Here is a 20,602-nt window from a genome sequence, read left to right as displayed (position 1 = left end):
CCTGCTCTGCCTTATTGAATCGCCATTTCAATTCTAATTCTTACTTAAACCTTGTTTACCCTTCTCACTCCATCTGCGTTGTTGGCTTTGCTGGGGCTGCTGGTGCCCTTGGCTATCCACCTTTGGAACCGGCGGCCGGGCCGCACGGTGCAGGTGGGCAGCGTGAGGTGGCTGGCAGCGTCGGCTAATAGGCGCCTGCGCAGCCTGAAGCTGGAGCAGCTGCTACTGCTGCTGTTGCGGGCCGCTGTAGTAGCAGTATTGGCGGTGGCATTAGCCGGACCTGCGTGGCAGCGGCCCGCGCCGCCGGCCCGTGGTCAGGTGTTGGTGAGCCCCGAACTGCTAACCTCCGCCGCGCTACCAAACGTACGTCCGCTAGTTGATTCGCTACGTCGCCGTGGGTACGAGGTAAGTCGTTTGGAGAAAGGCCTCCCATCAATTTCAGCGGAGGAGTGGACTGCACTGGTAGCGAATCCAGCGGCCTCTGACTCTATTAGCTATTCAACCGAATCAAGTTTTTTGTGGGCGCGCGCAGCCCAAGCCGCGCAGCGTTTTGCGGATCGGCCCGTGCATTTACTCACGCCAGCTAAGCTAGCAGACTTGCAAGGCACCCGCCCTAATTTGCCCCCCAACCTAACTTGGCAGCTTATCCCTACTCCTGATTCGGGTGCGTGGGTGCAAGCTGCGGGCCTTAACGGGGCAAATAAGGTACGTCTACTAATTGGGCGCAGCGATGAAGAAAAAACTACTTTTCAGGCGGTTACGGTGGCGCGGCCAACTACGGCTGGTACTCTGCCAGTGCCGGGCTTGCCCGCCTTGCGGTATGAAACACGTGCTAACAATCAGGCGGCTGTGCACCTCGTATCTGATTCCGTAGCTACACCTGTGCAGGCCCCTATGCGTCTGCGCGTGTATTATACCCCAGACCAGGCCGAGGATGCGCGCTACTTAGCAGCGGCGTTACGAGCGGCGAGTAGTGGCCTGTTAGTGCCGCCAGTCATTACCGTTTCGGCCACCGCGCCCTCCCCTTCCGACTCACTGACTTGGGTTTTCTGGCTGAGCAAAGCGCCTATGCCAGCCGCGTGGAAACTGCGCGTGGCCGAAGGGCTGAACTGGTGGCAACAGGCAGCAGGAACAGGCGCCGCCGTTGCGGCCTCATTTGGACCTGTTGGAGCAGAGACCCTTATTCCGATTTTGCGCCGTGATACGGCCGCTATTTTGCCCCCCGCCGCTGCTATTTGGACGGATGGCTCAGGCCAGCCCGTACTGTCGGGGCGGGCAGAAGGGCGCGGCCAAGTATACACGCTGCACACGCGCTTGAATCCAACGTGGAGTGGCCTTCCGGATAGTCCAGAATTGCCGGCCTTGCTGCTTGGGCTGCTACAGCCACCTATACCAACTCCTGCTTTGGCCCGTAATGACCAACGGGTAGTTGCCCCGAGCCAAGTTCAGGCAGCCATTCAGCGTAGCTCAAACTCTGCCAAGAAAGTCCCCCAGAAAGCAGTTCGACCAGCTCCTGACACATTCACTGATTTGCGGGCTTGGGCGGTACTCTTCGCCGCGTTGCTCTTTGGTTTGGAGCGCCTGCTGGCCCGGCAGCGCCCCATTTCTTCCCCCCTTTCTCCCGCATGACACCCACTACCCAAGCTGCTGTAGCGCCTTCTTTGGTCGCCTCGCCCGCACTCAGGGCCGAGTGGCTCCGCTATGCTTTGCGCCGAACGGGCGCGCTGCTGTTGCCCATCGTGGCGGGGGGCATTTTGCTGGCGGTAATAGCCCGCTATTGGCCTGTACCGGTGTGGGCCATAGGAGGAGTTGCGCTGCTGTTGGCTGCTTACGCCCTTATTCAGCTACGGCGCTTTTGGAACCCTGACTTGGCGCCCATAGCGCGGCAACTCGACCGGCGTTTTGCGCAGTTGGAGGATAGCACTGGCCTATTGCTTCGCGAGTCGTCCGAATTAAATTTGCTTGAAAGCCTGCAGCATCAGCGGGTGAGTAGTCGCTTGCAGGAATTGCAAGCCGCGAAAAAGACATTGCTGCCGTTTGATGTTCGGCCGGCGCTGGGTGTTGCGGGGTTGCTACTTGCTCTGGCGGGAGCAGCGTGGTGGCTGCGGCCAACTTCGCAGGCCATAGCCCCAACTGCCGCTCCTGCCGTAGCGCTGAATTTTCCCGAAGAAAAGCTTAGCCCTGCTGCCCAAGCCGCGCCGCGGGTTGCTGATACGCGCATCAACGTGATGCCGCCAGCCTATACCCGCCGCCCTGCTACGAGCGCAGCCATGGCATCTTTCCGCTGTCCTAGTGGGTCGCGGGTGCGGTGGACGGTGCGCGTAAACCGAGCCGCCGACGCGCCGCCTCAACTAGAGCTAGGCACGCGGCGGGTGGCTTTTAGGGCTATGCCAGGGCAAGCCAACACCTTCGTGGCTGAGCAAGTATTGACGGCATCGGTGCTGTATCGGGTGCGGTTTGCGGGCAAAGCCTCCGATGACTATGCCATTGATGTGCAGCCTGACCAAGCGCCCGTAGTCCAGATTCAGAATCCGAAGCCATACACCCTTATCGAGTTTGGCGACAAGCCGCAAATAGCGATTCGGGTAGCGTTGCGCGACGATTACGGCTTGAGTCGGGCCCGTTTGGTAGCCACGGTTGCGCAAGGGCAGGGTGAAGCAGTGAAGTTTACGGAAGTCGTGACGGACTTAAGCGGCTCGCTGCGCGGACAGCCCGCGCAAGCTACTGCTACCCATCTGCTCAGCTTACCAAAGCTCGGTCTGACATATGGTGACGAAGTGTATTTCTACGTGCAAGCCTGGGACAACGCCCGGGGCAGCACCCGCTCCGACACCTACTTAGTGCAGTGGGAAGACACGGCCGTAGTTGATGGCACTTCCGACCTGTCGTTGGGGGTGAATGTGGTGCCAGCCTATTTTCGGAGCCAGCGCCAGATCATTATCGACACCGAAAAGCTGATTGCCGAGCAGCCGCGTCTGCCCGCCGCCACCGTTGCAGAGCGCGGCAATAACCTGGGTTTCGACCAGAAAATTCTGCGTATGCGCTACGGCAAGTTTCTGGGTGAAGAATTCGAACAAGGTATTGGCGAAACGGCCACTCGTCCGCCCGCAGCGAAAAAAGAGGAAGATAACCCCGCCACCGCCGAGCAAGAGCAAACCACCGAGCCGGAAGAGCACTCGGCCGACGATGGCCACGACCACAGCGGCGACAAGTTCCCCTCCGCCACTGACGTTCCCGGCGAGGCAGCCACGGCCGCCCTCATGGAACCCTATATGCACCTGCACGACGACAGCGAAACGGCTGACTTTCTGGAACCAGAGGTGAAGGCCAAGCTGCGCGGCGTGCTGGCTCAAATGTGGGAAGCGGAGTTGCGGCTGCGCACCAGTCGTTTGAAGGAAGCGTTGCCGTACGAGTACCGCGCCCTGCGCCTGCTCAAGCAAGTGCAACAGCAGACCCGTGCTTACGTCAAGAAATCGGGCTTTACGCCGCCGGTATTGCCGGAGGCTACGCTGCGGCTTACGGGCGAGATGGGCAATGCCGCCGCGCCGCGCCGGGAGCAGAAAATTACCCCCCCACCTACGCAACCAACCGTGCGCACCGCGTTGCGTTGGCTAGGGGCTACCCGCCGCGGCCAAGTCGCCAAACCCGCTGACGCCTTGCTACTTGAACAGGCAGGTCAAGCCTTGGCGCAAGCCGCGCTGGAGCGTCCGGGGGCCTACCTCACCGCCTTGCGTGACCTGCGTGGGCTGGTAGCCGATGTTCGCGCCGGCCGGTCCTTGCGTCTTGAGTTGGTACCATCCGTGGAGCGCGCGCTTACCGGTTTGCTGCCAGCCCCACCGGCAGCGCCTACACGGGTGCCGACTGCCAACCCGCTGGCCCAGCGGTATTTCCAGGAATTAAGCCGGTAAGTTTTGTCTAAAATGCCCCCCACGTTTCTTTATTACGCCCTGCTTACGCTGTGCGTGCTGCTGGTTGTTGGCTTGACCTGGAGCGCCCTGCGCCGGCCTAACCGACAGCGGCTTGTCTTGCGTTTATTGGCGGGCGTACTAGCCGGGGCGGGCTTGTGGTTGACAGCTTTTCCGCCTTCCCGCAGCGTACCAGGCTCGCCCTACGAAACCATTCTGCTCACCGAAAATTTCCAACCCGATACCGTTCGCGCTTTGCTGCGCCGCTTGGGGCCCGCTACCCGCTTGTGGCGTACCCATGCGGTAGCCGGAGCTGACACGGTGACGGTAGCCAACATTTTACAAATCAGGGAGCAACAGCCCAGTCTGCGCCGCCTGCATGTAGTTGGACAGGGGTTGCCGGTTGCTGACCTAACAATGCTTGGTCCGGTCCGGCTAGTGCAGCATGCGCCTGCAACCCAAGCGGGCTTCCGAACAGCTAATTGGGCATCCCGCGTAGAGCTAGGGCAACCGCTGGAAGTAGCAGGCTACTTCGATAATTTGCCTTCCAAAGCAGGCGATAATGCCCCCACGTGGATACACCTGCGCGCAGTGGGCGCGCCACGCGATTCGGTGCGCTTAACGAGCGGGCGGGGGGCTTTTCGATTGAGCTACGTACCGAAGGCGGCGGGCTTAGCCGTGTACGAGCTAATAGCGCGACGTGGGGGGCAAATTTTAGCTACTGAGCCCGTACCCGTGGAGATAGTGCCCACCCGCGCCCTGCGGGTATTATTATTGGCAAGTACCCCCTCGTTTGAATTCAAATTTCTCAAAAACCAGCTTGGCACGCGGCAGCACGCGGTAGCCTTGCGCGTGGGCATTAGTCGTGGCCTGACGCAAACCGAGTTTCTCAATCAATCTACCCACGACATTTCCCGCCTAACGCCCGCCTTGCTAGCACGCTACGATGCAGTTATTGCCGATGTGGGCACGCTGGCCACGCTTTCCGGGGGCGAAGTGCAACAGCTAACATCCGCGCTGCGCACCGGCGGGCCCGGCCTTATCGTGCTGGCCGATGCTGCTCCGTTGCCGCGCCTCACGCCTGCTCGGGCCGCCTTTAGTATTGTGCCCGTTGCTACGGCCGCATCTGCGAAGCCACAGCCTGTTGTGTGGCCGGGGGCTCCTGGCCGCACCACCGCTACCGTGCCGGCTACATTGCGGCCCTCGGCCCGATTGCGACCCATCATCACAACTGGGCAGGGACAAGCTGTAGTAGCATCTCAGCGCTTGGGCGCCGGAACAATGGTCGTATCGGTACTACCCGAAACCTTCCGTTGGGCCTTGCAGAACGATTCACTGACCTATAATGCCTATTGGAGCCGCCTGCTGACTGCCGTAGCGCGGCCCGAACCGGTAACAGCCGCTTGGCGCGTAACAACAGCCTGGCCTCGCCCCAATACTCCCGTAGAGTTACAGCTAACAGCGGCCAGCTTTCCTGCCACCGCGCCCACCGTGCAAGGAGCCGCGGCCCAGCCCATACGCTTAGCTATGCGTCAGGATACACGTCTGTCCGAGTGGAATACCAGTCAGTTCTGGCCCGATTCAGCAGGGTGGCACCGCGTGACGCTGGCCGAAAAGGCCGCACATTCATTTTACGTGTTTGGGGGGCAAAATTGGCTCGGCCCCGAAACCGAGCTGCGTCAGCAGGCAGCCCAAGCCTGGATAGCCGACGCATCTGCTTCCGTTGCGGCTTCACCTATTCTCACTCGTCAGGCGTGGCCGGCAGTTTGGTTCTTTGGCTTGTTTTTGCTGGGGGCAGGCTTTTTATGGTTAGAAGAGAAACTGTAGCCTCAGTGCTACCGCCGTCCTACCTAGTACGCCTACCGCTTTATAGCTGAAGCGATTACAGAAGAATATGCACACAAAAAAACGGCCCGGCTTCCTGTTAAAGGAAACCGGGCCGTTTGGCAACTTACCGGTGTAAGCCGGTAGCTGCTTACTTTTACTGCTGGGTCGTCGTAGTGGTAGTCGAAGTCGAAGTGCCGTCAGCTGGAGCCGTCATAGCAGCAGAGTCAGCAGGAGCAGCCATCGTAGTGTCGGTAGTAGCCGGAACGGTAGTCTCAGTGCTTACTTCGGTGGTAGTAGTTTCAGTCTCAGCAGGCTTCGACTCGCAAGAAGTCAGGGCAGCAGCAAATACAAAAGCCAGGGCAGATACTTTCAGGAAGTTCTTCATTTTGGTGTTAGGTTTGAAAAGTTGTCTAAAAACTTCCTTCATTCCCATTCGGTCAAAAGGTAACCCGGCGGTAGAAAATAATTTTTAGAGAGGGTTACTAAGTCATCCTCTGTGTATTAAAGACCAAAGCGAATGGGTAAGGGTCAACCTTCCTACACTGATGAAGAGTTCGTGGCTGCCATTCAGGACGGCGACGATCGGGCATTGGCACAACTTTACCGCCTGCATCTGCCCATGATTTCGCACTTGGTGCTGCAAAATAGTGGCACCGAGGACGAGGCCAAGGACGTGTATCAGGAGGGCGTAATGGTGTTTTATGAAAAGGTGCGCGAGGGCTCTTTGGAGCTGAGCTGCCAGATCAAAACCTACCTCTACGCGGTGTGTCGGCGACTGTGGCTCAAACGGTTGGCTGAGAAAAACCGTTTTGGCGGTCGTCTCGAAGACCATGAGCCCTACCTCGAAACCGGTGCGGAAGCGGATGTCGACCAGGCGGAAGAGCGCGACCAGCGCTTCGCTACGATGGCCGAAGCCCTCAACCACTTGGGAGAGCCTTGCCGGTCGCTGCTTGAAGGTTTTTACCTGCAGGAGAAATCCATGCAGCAACTCACGGCTGAGTTTGGCTATACAAATGCCGACAACGCCAAAAATCAAAAATACAAGTGCCTAGTGCGTCTTAAAAAGCTGTTTTTCACCCATTATAAGGAAGAAGAATCTTTTTAGCGACAAGCTCGGTTCCCAGTATAGAGGAAGCTCGCTTCCGACCAGTCCTATGAAAACTGAAGCTGATTACTACGCTTTATTTGACGCTTACCAGAGCGGACAGCTGCCTTCCGAGGAGCAGGCTGCCCTGGAGCGCCGCTTGGCCGCCGAACCGGATTTAGCCCAGCAGCTTGCTGATTTCAACGAGCTGACCGCTACGCTCCATGGCTACGGCCGGCGCCTGACTACGCGGCGTAAGCTACGGGCCATGCAGGCTGCACTTGATGTAGAGAAAGCCGCCACGGAAGCCATTATCGAAACAGGTCACTCTACCATGCCGGTCATGCGCATTTCGCGCACGGAGCAGCACCTGCGGGAGTTCTGGAGCAGCCATCGCGCCACCATCGCGGTAGCGGCTTCGGTCGCTATACTGGCAGTATTCGCCACCTTGCTTGGTCTGGAAATGTGGCGCACCGCTCAGCAAAAGCCCTCGCTTTACGGCTACACGGTGCTGCGGCGCGAAGTAGAACGCATCAAGCGCAACCAGCGCGCAATGAACAAGGCCCTCACCTTGATGGATGAGCCGCGCCCCACTGAGGAAGCCAATCCGGGTAAATTCAGCGGAACGGGCTTCGCCCTCACTACCGATGGCTACTTGGTAACCAGCTACCACGTAATCCAAGGAGCCGATTCGGTCCTGATTGAGAGCCGCGACCGGCAGCGCTTCCGCGCCGAGCCTGTTTTCTCCGACGTAGCCCACGACTTGGCTATTTTGCGTATCACCGACCCAAAGTTTAATGGCTTTGGTCGCTTGCCATATTCCTTCAAGCGTGGTTTAGCTGAATTGGGCGAGCGAGTATACACCCTGGGGTATCCGCGTGAGGATCTGGTGTTTAATGATGGTTCATTGAGCGCCCGCTCAGGCTTTGAAGGTGATACCGGGTTTTATCAGATTTCTATTCCCGTGAATCCGGGCAACAGCGGCGGTCCGCTGCTCGATGATCGGGGCAATTTGATCGGTATCATCAGTGGTCGGCAGACGGATGTGCAAAGCGCCGCTTTTGCCACCAAGTCATCTTACTTAATGCGCTTAGTCGATTCGCTGGCCACAGCGAAGCCTGCTCAGCTGTATAACTTACCTCGATTCAACCAGTTGACTGGCAATACGCGTCCGCAACAGCTGCGGAAGCTACAGGACTTTGTTTTCGTAGTGAAGGTCTACGAATAAGCGCCAATAGCTATTCCACAAAAGCCTCCCAGATCCTGGGGGCTTTTTTATTAGCCTACATCTCAACGCCAGATTTAAGCGCTTGTATACTTAAAACGCTGGCTGTGTGGACTTAGGTAGGGGGAACAGAAAAAAGGACAGCCCGCGAACGAGTTTTTGCGTACACGCTTCCCGGTGGCTACACCACTATTCTGTATCGACTTTTCACTCGTTTCGCAAACCTGCGCTATGGACAACCAAACACAACTAGAAACTCAGCTAGAAAAAATTCTGCCCGAAGACATCACTCGGACACTCGAGAGCGCTTACCACGTTATCTTCCAGGGCGACCACGACCGTATTGACGACTTGCTCAAGCACGGTGGAACGCTGCTGAAAAAGACAGCCCAGCGCTTTACCACTACCCAACTGATTATCGGCATTGCTGCTATCGCTGCTGTTGCTGTGGTAGTTGTAAACAAAGTGGTGGAAGCCGCCGACGACGATGATACGTCGGCTGAGCCAGTGGAGGAGCAGAAGAACAGGAAGCCAAACAATGGTCCTAAGCCTCAGGCTAATCAAGACTCGTAAGCTTTTGGCTTTGCGCTAACGCTCGGAAACCTTTTTCTTACTTGCCACAAAAAAGCCCCCCAGATATAGTCTGGGGGGCTTTTTTGCGATTATAGCCAACCTTCGTGATTCAGCAAGTGCAGGGAGCTAATCCGGTTATTTACTATATAAAAAAGCTGCTATTTTTTATAATACATATAAGTTCCTATGTTTAGACAACTGACCTCTCTAAACCACCTACTCTCACTTTTCTACCTCTTATGCCGCACAAATACTTTCTGATTTTTGGTACGCTCTTGTTCATGGCTCTGGGCGAGACAGTGGGCACAGTGGCTGCCGCGATAAGACCTTTGGCTCCTACCGCACCTACCGCCATCGGACCCTATGCCAAGCGCAAACCAATTAAAGCGCAGTTCAAACACAAAAAAACCACGCGCCACAAAGGCCGTCCGCTTGTTCGTACCATCTAGTACATAGCCAACAAAAAGCCCCTGCCAGCAGGGGCTTTTTGTTGGCTGCTACTTCCAAAGTGCGGCAGCCTACTCACGCGTTTTCAACCGGATGCATTGCTATCACAATAGCCAGTGCAGTTCAATAATTAAGCAGCAGCCAGTACATCAGGGGAGTTATGCCCAGGCGAGTTGACGAGTGTGCTAACCGTGTACTCCTGCATCAGTTCGGTGGCATATGGGCGGAGCAAGTGCTGGTGGTCCACTGCCGACACGCCATCGTCGAGCCAGGCCAACTCCGCGTCCCGATCGGGCAGTATCACGGGCATGCGGTTGTGCAAGTGGGCCATCAGGTCGTTCGGCTCCGTGGTGATAATGGTGAACGTAGGCAGCACTTCGCCCGTTTCGCGGTCGGTCCATTCATCCCAGAGGCCAGCGAAAGCAAAAGGCTGTTCGTTGCGCAGCAGAATTCGGTGAGGCACCTTGGCCTTTTTGCCCTTGCTCCCGGCCGGTGGCGCCACTTGCTGCCACTCATAAAAGCTGTCGGCCAGCACCAGGCAGCGTTTACGTTGGAGCAGCTGCCGAAACGATGGCTTCTCGGCCAGTGTCTCGGCGCGGGCATTTATAGGTTTTAGCGCGGTTTTAATGTCTTTCACCCACCCCGGCACCAAGCCCCACTGCACCAGCTGAATCTGGCCGGGAGCACTGTTGGTAATAATGGGCAGTTGCTGCGAAGGCGCCGCATTGTAATTGGGGGGCATTTCTTCCGTAAACCGGGCATCAAAACGCTCCTCAATAACAGGAGCCGGCGAGATGAATGTATAGCGGCCACACATAAGCTGACAGAAAAAGCAGTGAAAGAAAGGCATTTCAGGCCCCAGAAAGCACATATCTGGTTACGCCGGCCCGCTGGTAGAAGTTGTGTAAGAAATGCTCTTCTCAGCCTGACCCCAAGAACAGGGTAGTCGTTGGGGGCTTATTTGCGGCGTATTCATCCGAACACGATACCGCGGCGGCCGTAACAATTAGGGTAGCCTTTACCTTGTGCTTATGGATCAGCCATTTCTGCTTTGCTTACTAGGTGTGGCCAGCTTGGCGCTGGCTCATGTTGCGCCAGCCCGCGCGCAACGCAGGCCGCCAGTGTATCCCACGCTGGGCAGCGTCATTCCCGACAAGGCAGCCATGAGTCAGTTGGTAGCCCCCGATGCTAAAATCGAAGTACTAGCGTCGGGTTTCACCTGGCTCGAGGGTCCGGTGTGGTCGAAGCAACATGGCGCCCTGCTGTTTTCTCACGCGCCACAAAACGTGATTTATCGCTGGAAAGAAGGCGAGCCACTGGCCGAACATCTCAAGCCCGCCGGCTATACAGGGCTGGGTACTTACAGTAAGGAATCGGGCAGCAATGGCCTTGCCTTCGATAAACAGGGCCAATTGGTAGCCTGCGAGCATGGCGACCGGCGCATATCCGTGCTGCTCAAAGACGGCGGCAAGCGTACCCTCGCCGACAGCTACGAAGGCAAGCGCCTGAACAGCCCCAATGATTTGGTCATCAAATCGAATGGTGACATCTTCTTCACCGATCCACCCTACGGCCTGCCCGAACAGGAAAAAGACCCACGGCGTGAGCTGGATTTCAGTGGCGTGTATCGCATAGCGAAGTCGGGGCAGATAACGCTAGTCATTCAGGACCTGACGCGCCCTAATGGCTTGGCTTTCTCTCCGGATGAGAAAACGCTGTACGTCACCCAATCAGATCCTAAAAGAGCAGTGGTAATGGCTTATCCGGTGCGAGAAAATGGCAGCTTAGGCAAAGGCCGCGTTTTTTTCGATGCCACGCCTCTCACCAGCCAATTCGCTGGCATGCCTGATGGAATTAAAGTAGATCAGCAAGGAAACGTATTTACTACTGGTCCCGGCGGCGTACACGTGTTAGCCCCCAATGGCACTCATTTGGGCCGCATCGGTCTGCCCGTTGCGGTTGCGAACTTGGCCTGGGGTGATGATGGGAGCACGCTCTACCTCACTGCCAGCAACTATTTGTGCCGCATCCGCACCCTTACCAAAGGAGCCAGCTGGTAAGCCTCTTATCTAGTGCTAGTGTAGGATAGGAAAGTGGATTTGTCGCTAATTCGCAAACCACCGCCCATCCGCGGTTCTCTTATTTATCTATTGACTCTGGCATTTGGACTAAAGAGGCATCTTACAATATGTTCATCAAAGCATATTATAAGATTGCCAGTAAGTTGCCGATAAGCTCTACTAGTAGAAGTCCAAACTTTTTGGCGTGCTGTGCATTATACTCCCATCACACAGCAACCCAATTTTCAGATGGACGACAGTCAGCATGCACACCCTACGGGTGACTCAATTCTCGAAGAGGTAAACGGACCAGCGGCAGCGCAGTGCCCCTTCAGCAGTGGCGCACTGCAACGCAGCGCCGGCGGAGGCCGCACCAACCGCGAGTGGTGGCCCAACCAACTCAAGCTCAATATTCTACGTCAGCACGCCAGCATTTCCAACCCGTTGGGGGGCAATTTCAACTACGCCGAGGAGTTCAAGAAGCTCGACTTGGCGGCTGTGAAGCAGGACCTTTATGCCCTCATGACGGATTCGCAAGAGTGGTGGCCGGCCGATTATGGACACTACGGCCCGCTGTTCATCCGACTGGCTTGGCACAGCGCCGGCACGTACCGCATCGGCGACGGGCGGGGAGGCTCGGGCTCCGGCGCTCAGCGCTTTGCGCCCCTCAATAGCTGGCCCGATAACGCCAACCTTGATAAGGCCCGCCTGCTGCTGTGGCCCATCAAACAGAAATATGGCCAGCAAATCTCATGGGGCGACCTGATGGTACTCGTCGGCAACTGCGCCCTGGAGTCAATGGGATTCAAAACATTCGGCTTTGCGGGTGGCCGCGAAGATGTGTGGGAGCCCGAGCAAGACATTTACTGGGGCTCAGAAGCCGAGTGGCTGGGCGATGAGCGCTACACTGGCAACCGACAGCTGGAAAACCCACTTGCCGCCGTGCAAATGGGCTTGGTGTACGTGAATCCGGAAGGCCCAAATGGCAACCCCGACCCGGCCCTGTCCGCTCGCGATATCCGCGAAACCTTTGGCCGCATGGCCATGAACGACGAAGAAACGGTGGCCCTGATTGCCGGCGGCCACACCTTCGGCAAAACCCACGGCGCCGCTGATCCCGGCAAGTATGTGGGCATGGAACCCGCTGGAGCCAGCATGGAAGAAATGAGCTTGGGCTGGCGCAACAGCTACGGTACCGGCAACGGCGCCGACACTATTACTAGTGGTCTCGAAGGCGCCTGGACCAGCACACCCGCCCAGTGGAGCAATGACTACTTCGATAATCTGTTTGGCTATGAATGGGAGCTGACCAAGAGCCCCGCTGGGGCACACCAGTGGCGGCCCGTGAATGGTGGCGGCGCCGGTACTATTCCAGATGCCCACGACCCAGCCAAAAAGCACGCGCCCTTCATGCTCACCACTGACATCGCCCTGCGGGCAGATCCAGCGTATGAAGTCATTTCCCGGCGCTTCCACGAAAACCCCGACCAGTTTGCCGATGCTTTCGCCCGTGCCTGGTTCAAACTGACTCACCGCGATATGGGCCCGATTGAGCGCTACCTCGGTCCGGAAGTGCCCACGGAAGAGTTAATCTGGCAGGACCCGGTGCCGGCCGTCACCCATCCATTGATTGATGACCAAGACGCTGCTACCCTGAAAGGCAGAATCTTGGCGTCTGGCCTGTCGGTATCCGAATTGGTGTCTACCGCCTGGGCATCAGCCTTTACCTACCGCGACTCTGATAAGCGTGGGGGCACCAATGGCGGCCGTGTTCGCCTAGCCCCCCAGAAAGATTGGGAAGTAAATAACCCCGCTCAGTTGGCTCGGGTACTGCAAGTGCTGGAGGGCGTGCAGCGCGAGTTTAACGAAGCTCAAACCGACGGCAAGCAGGTATCGATTGCCGACCTGATTGTGCTAGGGGGTAATGCCGGCATCGAAGAGGCCGCGCGCAACGCCGGCCGCGAGGTGGCGGTAACGTTCGCGCCCGGCCGCACGGATGCCTCGCAGGAGCAGACCGACGTGGCCTCGTTTCGGGCCCTCGAGCCGGCCGCCGACGGGTTTCGCAATTACCTCAAGTCGCATCACAAAGCTTCAGCTGAGGAAATGCTGGTTGACAAAGCTCAACTGCTTACGCTCACCGCGCCCGAGCTGACGGTATTGTTCGGAGGTTTACGGGCCATCAACATCAACTTTGATCAGTCGCAGCACGGCGTCTTTACTGATCGGCCGGGCGCTCTAACCAACGACTATTTCATCAACCTGCTCGACATGGGCACTACCTGGAAAAGCACGTCGGACGCGCAGACGACCTTCGAGGGCCGTGATCGTAAGACCGGCGTCGTAAAATGGACTGGCACCCGCGTAGATCTGATTTTCGGCTCTAACTCCGAGTTGCGGGCCTTGGCCGAAGTGTACGGCTATGCGAATGCCAGGGAGAAGTTCGTCCGTGATTTTGTGGCCGTATGGACCAAACTAATGAACCTTGGCCGCTTCGATTTAGCCTAATGGTGACACAGCTTGGCAGGCTACGATAGCCGCTGAACTACTTTGAAAAAGGTGGCCTTGCAAAAGGCCACCTTTTTTGTTCGGGCCATAGGCTGAATGATGCTCGGAACGTTTGCGTCAATTCCTGAACAGGCTCCTCCCACTATTTATAGCAACACGTTTTCTACGGGTTGAATGGGTGCAGGCAGCTTTGATTCGCCGAGCGGCATAAGTCGGTTGATTTCGATTGTGAGGGAGATGGAGTGTGTAAAGGCAGGTCGTGCGTCTCGATACCATATGTCAACCTCCTCTTAAATCACATTACGTCTAACGAAGGCAGGTGACACCATAAATACCACTGGTGTAAATAGCTCCAATCGTATCTATCAGGTCGAAGGACAGTATAAAGCTGAATAATATGATGGCACTGCGCTTAGCTCTGCCAACCTAGGGCTCCCATTTCAGCCGATTCGGCCGCTGACTCACCCTTTCCGCCATCAACGATTTTCAGAATAACGAAGACCAAACTATCACTTCTCTTAAAATACTCATTACAGAAAAAAGCCCCCCAACCAATGGCTGGGGGCTTTTTCAGGAAAGTTGCGCCGACTAATATCGGTGGGGTTAGCGAGAGGCAACTAATGGTTGAGTGCCATTGGCATCCACCAGATGCTTGAGGCTAACATGATTCATTCCATCCAAATCTACTTGACGAAGGCGGTAATAAGCAGCCGCCTGCAACGGAGCCTGATCCAAAAAGGCGTGACTGCGCGTTGTAACTGCCATTGCATCTCCTTCTACTCGACCAATAACCTTATAATGGATGTCATCCGCACTACGCTCAACTTCAAAATAAGCGCACCCAAGTTCAGTTGCCGTCTCCCACTTCACCTCAACGCCATCCTCAGCGTGCTGCACCTGAAGGCGCGTTAAGTCAATCGGCGATGCCGTCATAGCGTTGTTTGCGCTCAGCGAAGGGGTACGTTCTCGGCCACCCACACAAGAGGTGAACCCAAGTATCAGCAAGCCACAAAAAGCCAATAGGCTAGCCCGGGAAAAGTTATATGAAGCCGTAGCTGTTGTGGTATAAAAGGCAGTCATTTGAAGAGACAAAAGAGGTTTGCTTACTGTGCTTATTACAATAATATACAATCATTAGACCTATACATAGTGTTTTAGATTAAAATTATTATAAAAACATAAAAATCAATTCCAATCTAGTATAAGTTCAATTCCACTTACTTAATGGGGGGAAATAGTTGGCCTTTTCTTTTGGGTCCATCCAGTCTAAGCTGTCATATAATCCATTGCTATAGTAAGCAAAACGATTCCCCTACGATGGTTTTATCAAGTTATCAAGCAAGTAAAGGCTCAGTTATAAAATATTTTCAATAGCGCAATCCGATGTTGTATAACCACCGTATCTGGGAAAAATTTATTTCCACATGTTTTAAACATTTTTTCAACTACCGGCTTAATAGGCTTTCTAACTATTTTAAGATCATCTACTTATTATTAAGCACACACATACATTAGTATGCATAACTTTATAATCATATTTTTAATTATAATTTTCATAACATTTAATTTTTGCATTTTATAACAAATTTGATAACAGCTGGTTCCAGATGCTTCTAGAAATCCTCATTATCGATATAGGGAAAGCTTACTTTGTCTTTATCAGCACATCCTCAAAAATCCATTTGCATAATTATAACTAAAATAAGTTTTAATAATAGTCATATCAAATATTGCTACAGTACTTACCATTTAAATAAGGCAATAGCGAATACTTGATCCAAACCACGTGCTCAGTGTTTGATTTTAAAAATTTATCCTGCAATTCAAACTCATAATTAGAGTCGTATTTATAATAATTAAATAATTTTCAATAATAGCAAGTTTGGATACAATTAATACTTACAGTTTACAAAATCTATTATGGCCCCTACCTACATAGCCATCATCACAGTTAATATAGCTTTAATACAAACCGCTGAAAATCAGTATTTAACGCAGATAAATACTGATTTTCAGCATTGAATATTGGCACGGTTATAGTTCAGCTTGCGTCAAATATCTCATCAGAGTAGCACTTGGTTTTTATAACAGAAAGTTTGGTGCAATTGAATTGTCTGGGCAATTTTTGTCTTTTTCAACTTAATGCATTTTGCTTTTTTATGACAAGATAAATTTTAAATATTTAGGATATAAAAGAAATATTAAATAAACTCGTTTTAATATCAATCTCAATTAATTTAATACATCCAAAAATACGGCTTAGCAAATAATGTAGTTAAATTTCTTTTTTTAAAATTTGTACAATCCTCAGTTTACTGGATTCCATTACCTGTTTCTCCGCTCTGAGCTTTTTGCTCACCCCGTCCCCATTGCTTCCACCAACAACAGATTCTATTGCACACCTTTATGCGCCGGTATTCCCTTTACTTGCTTCTTCTATTAACGACTAGTTGTGCCTACGACAGCGTGGAGAAGCTAGCCACCGACCCGCAGCCCTGCACGCCGCCGGACTTGGTAACGTATACACAGCATATTTCCCCGCTCCTAACCAAGAACTGTCGCACGTGCCACAACGCAGCCATCCTGACGGGAGGAGTGAACCTGGAAGATTTTGCGGAAATCAAACGACGGGCTGATACAGGCCAGCTAGTAGGGGTGGTGAGTCACGCGCCGGGCTATGCCCAAATGCCAAAAGATGGGGCCAAGCTCTCCGACTGTGATATCGCACTCCTCAAAGCATGGGTAACGGCCGGAGCTCCGAATAATTAAGCTCTTGCTCGCCGCTCTGCTGTATGAAGAACCTCACCTGGTGGTCTTTGTTGATCGTCATGCTTTGCATGGCGCCCGACACCTGGGCCCAAAAATACATGACCCGCACGGGTACAGTTACCTTTTACTCGACTAGTATCATTGAAGACATTGAGGCCCGTACCGAACAGGTATCGGCCGTGGTAGATGTGCAGAGCAGCCAGTTGGCCTTCGCCATCCCCATCAAGTCCTTCCAGTTTAAGCGCACGCTGATGCAGGAGCACTTCAATGAGAACTATATGGAGTCGGAGCGCTTTCCCAAAGCGACCTTTTCGGGCCGGGTAGTTGATTTACACCCCGACGCCCTGTTCAAAGGCGGCTCGCAACGCGTGAACGTGGAGGGCGACCTCACGATTCATGGGGTGACGAAACGCATTACCGTGCCGGGTGCCCTGGAGATGTCGCGCGGCACCCTCCTTGTGCACGCCTACTTCAACGTGTCTCCCGCCGATTATGGCATTGAGGTGCCCTTGCTGGTCCGCGAGAACATTGCCAAGACGGTCGGCATCCGCGTGTCATTATCCTGCGACCCCGTTTCGCAGCTGACTTTATCCAAATAATCCGCCTTACCCACCCTTTCCTATGCAACACACGTACTCCTTAAGCCGCCGGCTAGCCGGTTTCTTGGTCGGCTTGTCCCTTTTCGCCGCGGCTCCTGCGTGGGCCCAAGGCGACCTACTCGGGCAATTAGAAGAGCAAGCGCCTACCGCCCAAACGCCTGGCTACGTAGATGCTACCTTCAAAAGCACCCGCCTCATTAATGGGCACACGGTACAAACGCCGGGGCAGGGTACGATGATCTTTCTGATCTCTCACCGCTTCGGCACGCTCAACAGCGGCGCGTACAACTTCTTTGGCCTCGACCAGGCAACGACTCGCCTAGGCTTAGAGTACGGGATTACGGACTTACTCACCGTTGGCATTGGCCGTAGCTCGCTGGAGAAGGCATTTGATGGGTTTATCAAGTACAAAGCTATTCGGCAGCGCACGGGGGCGGGCGGTTCGCCGGTCAGCGTGACCCTATTGGGCAGCACGGCGGTCAATACGCTGCGCTACAGTGGCGATGCGTTTGACCGCACCTTCACCCGTCGTTCTACTTACACGGCTCAGGCGTTGGTGGCCCGGAAGTTTAGCCCGTCGCTTTCCGTGCAGTTTATGCCCACGATGGTGCACAACAACTTAGTGGCTACGGAGCAGGACCCGAATGACGTGTATGCCCTAGGCTTTGCCGGCCGGCAGAAGCTGACCAAGCGAACGTCGCTGAATGCGGAGTACTACTACCTGCTTCCTGATTCTAGGCCAACTGGGGTGCGCAATGCACTAGCGCTAGGCGTCGATTTGGAAACCGGCGGACACGTCTTCCAGCTGCACGTCACGAACGCGCAAGGCTTGATTGAGAAGTCGTTTGTGCAGCAGACGCGCGGCAATTTCTTCGATGGCGATATCTATTTCGGCTTTATCGTCAATCGCAATTTCACGGTGCGGCCCAAAGCAGGATTTCGCAAATAAGCCCCCATAGGCTTCCTACCTGACATTATTACCACTAAACCTTCAACCCATTTTCCATCCCTTACCCTTCCCCCATGTTCAAAAAAATTACCCTCGCTGCCCTGTTGTTCGCTGGCCTGACGACGTTCACTGCGTGCGAGAAAGACGACAACACCCCTTCCAACATCGTTAACCTAACCACCAAGCTGGATGGCAAGCAAGAAGTGCCCGCCAACGCCGCTACGGGCACGGGCACGTTTACTGGCTCTTACAACAAGGATACAAAAGTACTGACCTACGAGGTGACCTACCAGGGCATGACGGCCACCCCCACCATGGGCCACATTCACTTGGGTGCAGCGGGTACCAACGGCAATGCGGTGGTGCCGTTCACCATCACCCCTTCGCCCATCAAAGGCACGGCTACACTGTCGGAAAGCACGGAAGCGGCCCTGTTGGCGGGTGGCACGTACGCCAACCTCCACAGCTCGCAATACACTGGCGGTGAGCTGCGCGGCCAGATTACGGTAAAGTAACAACTTCGCTAGTAGCTGACTTTTGCCTTAGTCTACATTGAAAAAGCCCTTTGCTGAATGTCCAGCAAAGGGCTTTTTATGTGCCTTGCCCTATCATCTCCGGGCCTTCCCCAAAAGCTTGACTTAGAGCACTAACCTACTTCCACGCAAGCTGAGCGAAGGACTGGGGGGCTTTTTATAACTAAGTGATGCGGGTGCTATGCCCGAAGTAGCCAGCCGGCATTACACTGTGTTTTGCCGTTACAGATGCTTTAGCAGTAGTCTACTTCGTAAACAAGCGCAGCACGGCGCGTCCCGACTCGCGGATTCGACTCGGCTGAGTGTCTACTGGCTCCAGCGCAGGGGGAGCAGAGCTGGGGGGCAAAATTCCGTTTGGCAGGAAGTGAGCATCACTGGAAAGCGACGCGGGCACCAATTGTAGCGCCAGTTCGCTGTAGGCCGAGCTCGGATCCATCTGTAGCGCGGGCTGAGCAGCAACAAGAGATGGTTCGGCCAAATGCTCGTTCAGAATCATAGTGGCATTGGCCTCCAGCGCGTAGAGCGCCTGCTGACTGGTGGTTTCCGATTTGGCATACTCCACGACGCGCACAAAATAAGCCCGGTTGGGATCCAGGTTTTTAACCATTACGGTATCTGCTTCACCATTGGCCACCACAAAGCTGCCGCCAGCCAAGGCTTGGCCTTTACCAAAACGAGGATTAGCCACGTAGTCGACGCCATCGAGGGGAAAGTCATCGACGGGGCTATCCGCTTTCATGAGTACTAAGCGGCGGTTGCCGGTGCCATTGGCCCACTTAAGCAGCGTGCTCGTTTTCGTCAAGGAAGTACCCGTAAGCTGGGCAGCATTCTGATCAGGCACAACCAGGTTATGAGCGGGCCACTTGGTAGCGCCCCGAATGCAGGTCCACCCCAGCCGGTCGAGTTCGGTCCAAAAGGCAGCATCATCGCGTCGAGTATTCAGCAGGATAGTCCAGGTATAGCCTTTAGCAGCCCGCACCAGATACGTAGCCGTGCCATCGAGGCAGCCGCTGTGCCAGCGGTTGCCCGTGTTTACCTGCCATCCTTTCGCATACCGGGCGTTAACGGCCGAGGGCTCTATCATCGTGGCAATCGTAGCCGTACTCAGCAAGCCAGGGCGGCCCTTTGCGCCATCTACGGCGGTAAGCAGGCGCGTAAGGTCGCGGGCAGTGAATATCCAGCCGCCGTGGGCATTCATAGCCTCTACGTTGCAGCCGCCGTAGGCCGCCGGCACTACTTCGCCGGTGCCATAGCACGACGATTGCTGGAAATGGCTGTCGTATTCGGCTTCGCGTTCCTGCTTATCTACCAATAAGTTGCGCCCGAGATGAGCTTCGCGTACGCCACTGGGCAGCAGCAGGTGGTCGCGCACCCAGGCTTCGTACGGTTGCAGGGTTACGGCCTCAATTATCTTACCCAGCACCAGGTAGCCAATATTGGAGTAAGCAAACCGTGCTCCGGGCCTGAAGTTCAGACCTTTACTTAGCATGAAGCGCACCAAGGTAGAGTCACCCACGGGATTGGGCACATTCATTACTTGGGCTACATGCTCGGGAAAATCGATAGGGTCGCAGCTGGCAAAACCATCGCAGCTTTTCTCCCGGTCCCAGCCGGCGCTGTGCTCCAGTAGTTGCTGCACCGTGATATCGTAGATGCGACGGTCATCAATAACTTCTGTGTAGTAAGCATCCGACAGATAGCCCTCCGGCCCAAAGGCTTTATGAGCGAGGTCGAGGCGGCCTTCCTCCACCAGCTTCATAATGGCCATAGCCGTGATGGGCTTCGACAAACTGGCCACACGCATCAGATGGTGGGGTTGAAGCGGAGTGGTGCGGGCCTGATCGGCGTAGCCGAAAGCACGGGCGTACACGAGCTTATCGCCCCGGCTCAGCGCCACCGATGCGCCCAGCACCTTCCACCGCTGCACAAACTGCTCAATAGCGGTATCAAAGTGGGCAAGTTCAGGTACTGGCACTCCCGTTTGGGCACCAGCCCGCAACGAAAGCAGCAGTAAAACGAGCGTGTAGAGTTTCTTCAAAAAGAGGAATAAAAAAGGGTGGCCAACAAGCTCGTTTCTGCTGTAGCGCAGCGCTTCTTGTTACGCCATTTTTATTCCACAATTCCAA

The 20,602-nt window shown here is 54.9% G+C and carries 17 protein-coding genes; 13 read left to right on the top strand and 4 right to left on the bottom strand.

The features are described 5' to 3' along the window. Positions 1 to 51: 51 nt before the first annotated feature. From EPD59_RS02015 to EPD59_RS02005, 3 genes are read left to right on the top strand one after another with little or no spacing between them, the layout of a single operon-like run. Positions 52 to 1,629, top strand: coding sequence for a BatA domain-containing protein (locus EPD59_RS02015; protein ID WP_133271330.1), 1,578 nt, complete (start codon positions 52 to 54; stop codon positions 1,627 to 1,629). Next, positions 1,626 to 3,908, top strand: a complete 2,283-nt coding sequence (locus EPD59_RS02010; protein ID WP_133271329.1) for a DUF4175 family protein — start codon at positions 1,626 to 1,628, stop codon at positions 3,906 to 3,908. Before EPD59_RS02015 ends, EPD59_RS02010 begins: the two co-directional genes overlap by 4 nt. Before the next feature lie 12 nt (positions 3,909 to 3,920). Beyond that, positions 3,921 to 5,732 (top strand): hypothetical protein, encoded by a 1,812-nt coding sequence (locus EPD59_RS02005; RefSeq protein WP_133271328.1) that lies wholly within the window; start codon positions 3,921 to 3,923, stop codon positions 5,730 to 5,732. A 154-nt stretch (positions 5,733 to 5,886) separates the two neighbouring features. On the opposite strand, the gene EPD59_RS02000 is transcribed toward EPD59_RS02005, so the two are convergent. Further along, positions 5,887 to 6,117, bottom strand: a complete 231-nt coding sequence (locus EPD59_RS02000) for a hypothetical protein (RefSeq protein WP_133271327.1) — start codon at positions 6,115 to 6,117, stop codon at positions 5,887 to 5,889. A 132-nt stretch (positions 6,118 to 6,249) separates the two neighbouring features. Between EPD59_RS02000 and EPD59_RS01995 the strand changes: the two genes are divergently transcribed. From EPD59_RS01995 to EPD59_RS01980, 4 genes are all read left to right on the top strand, one after another. After that, positions 6,250 to 6,837, top strand: a complete 588-nt coding sequence (locus EPD59_RS01995) for an RNA polymerase sigma factor (protein WP_133271326.1) — start codon at positions 6,250 to 6,252, stop codon at positions 6,835 to 6,837. Positions 6,838 to 6,886: 49 nt separating this feature from the next. Then, positions 6,887 to 8,044: a S1 family peptidase gene (locus EPD59_RS01990; RefSeq protein ID WP_133271325.1), complete on the top strand. Its 1,158-nt coding sequence runs from the start codon at positions 6,887 to 6,889 to the stop codon at positions 8,042 to 8,044. 228 nt (positions 8,045 to 8,272) lie between these two features. Further along, positions 8,273 to 8,614, top strand: a complete 342-nt coding sequence (locus EPD59_RS01985) for a hypothetical protein (RefSeq protein ID WP_133271324.1) — start codon at positions 8,273 to 8,275, stop codon at positions 8,612 to 8,614. A 239-nt stretch (positions 8,615 to 8,853) separates the two neighbouring features. Continuing rightward, positions 8,854 to 9,063 carry a hypothetical protein gene (locus EPD59_RS01980; protein ID WP_133271323.1) on the top strand — a complete coding sequence of 70 codons (210 nt, stop codon included), beginning with the start codon at positions 8,854 to 8,856 and terminating at the stop codon, positions 9,061 to 9,063. Between the two features lie 128 nt (positions 9,064 to 9,191). On the opposite strand, the gene EPD59_RS01975 is transcribed toward EPD59_RS01980, so the two are convergent. Then, complete coding sequence (locus EPD59_RS01975) at positions 9,192 to 9,878, bottom strand: SOS response-associated peptidase (protein WP_133271322.1); 687 nt, start codon at positions 9,876 to 9,878, stop codon at positions 9,192 to 9,194. Between the two features lie 214 nt (positions 9,879 to 10,092). Here EPD59_RS01975 and EPD59_RS01970 point away from each other — a divergent pair, with 214 nt between their 5' ends. Further along, a complete protein-coding gene (locus EPD59_RS01970; RefSeq protein WP_133271321.1) occupies positions 10,093 to 11,121 on the top strand; it encodes an SMP-30/gluconolactonase/LRE family protein in 1,029 nt (342 codons plus the stop codon). A 249-nt stretch (positions 11,122 to 11,370) separates the two neighbouring features. Further along, complete coding sequence (gene katG / locus EPD59_RS01965; protein ID WP_133274566.1) at positions 11,371 to 13,626, top strand: catalase/peroxidase HPI; 2,256 nt, start codon at positions 11,371 to 11,373, stop codon at positions 13,624 to 13,626. A 603-nt stretch (positions 13,627 to 14,229) separates the two neighbouring features. On the opposite strand, the gene EPD59_RS01960 is transcribed toward katG, so the two are convergent. Further along, a complete protein-coding gene (locus tag EPD59_RS01960; protein ID WP_133271320.1) occupies positions 14,230 to 14,559 on the bottom strand; it encodes a hypothetical protein in 330 nt (109 codons plus the stop codon). Positions 14,560 to 16,053: 1,494 nt separating this feature from the next. On the opposite strand from EPD59_RS01960, the gene EPD59_RS01955 reads away from it, so the two are divergent. From EPD59_RS01955 to EPD59_RS01940, 4 genes are all read left to right on the top strand, one after another. After that, positions 16,054 to 16,395, top strand: coding sequence for a c-type cytochrome (locus tag EPD59_RS01955; protein WP_133271319.1), 342 nt, complete (start codon positions 16,054 to 16,056; stop codon positions 16,393 to 16,395). Positions 16,396 to 16,418: 23 nt separating this feature from the next. Then, positions 16,419 to 16,994: a YceI family protein gene (locus tag EPD59_RS01950; protein ID WP_133271318.1), complete on the top strand. Its 576-nt coding sequence runs from the start codon at positions 16,419 to 16,421 to the stop codon at positions 16,992 to 16,994. Positions 16,995 to 17,016: 22 nt separating this feature from the next. Then, positions 17,017 to 17,943: a DUF5777 family beta-barrel protein gene (locus EPD59_RS01945; protein WP_240731571.1), complete on the top strand. Its 927-nt coding sequence runs from the start codon at positions 17,017 to 17,019 to the stop codon at positions 17,941 to 17,943. A 74-nt stretch (positions 17,944 to 18,017) separates the two neighbouring features. After that, positions 18,018 to 18,458 carry a CHRD domain-containing protein gene (locus tag EPD59_RS01940; RefSeq protein ID WP_133271317.1) on the top strand — a complete coding sequence of 147 codons (441 nt, stop codon included), beginning with the start codon at positions 18,018 to 18,020 and terminating at the stop codon, positions 18,456 to 18,458. Positions 18,459 to 18,720: 262 nt separating this feature from the next. Here the strand turns inward: EPD59_RS01940 and EPD59_RS01935 are convergent, their stop codons facing one another. Next, positions 18,721 to 20,514, bottom strand: a complete 1,794-nt coding sequence (locus EPD59_RS01935; RefSeq protein ID WP_165963442.1) for a serine hydrolase domain-containing protein — start codon at positions 20,512 to 20,514, stop codon at positions 18,721 to 18,723. Between the last annotated feature and the right edge of the window lie 88 nt (positions 20,515 to 20,602).

It is taken from the genome of Hymenobacter radiodurans, assembly GCF_004355185.1.
GTDB lineage: Bacteria > Bacteroidota > Bacteroidia > Cytophagales > Hymenobacteraceae > Hymenobacter > Hymenobacter radiodurans.
This window is presented reverse-complemented; position numbering and strand designations above follow the sequence as displayed.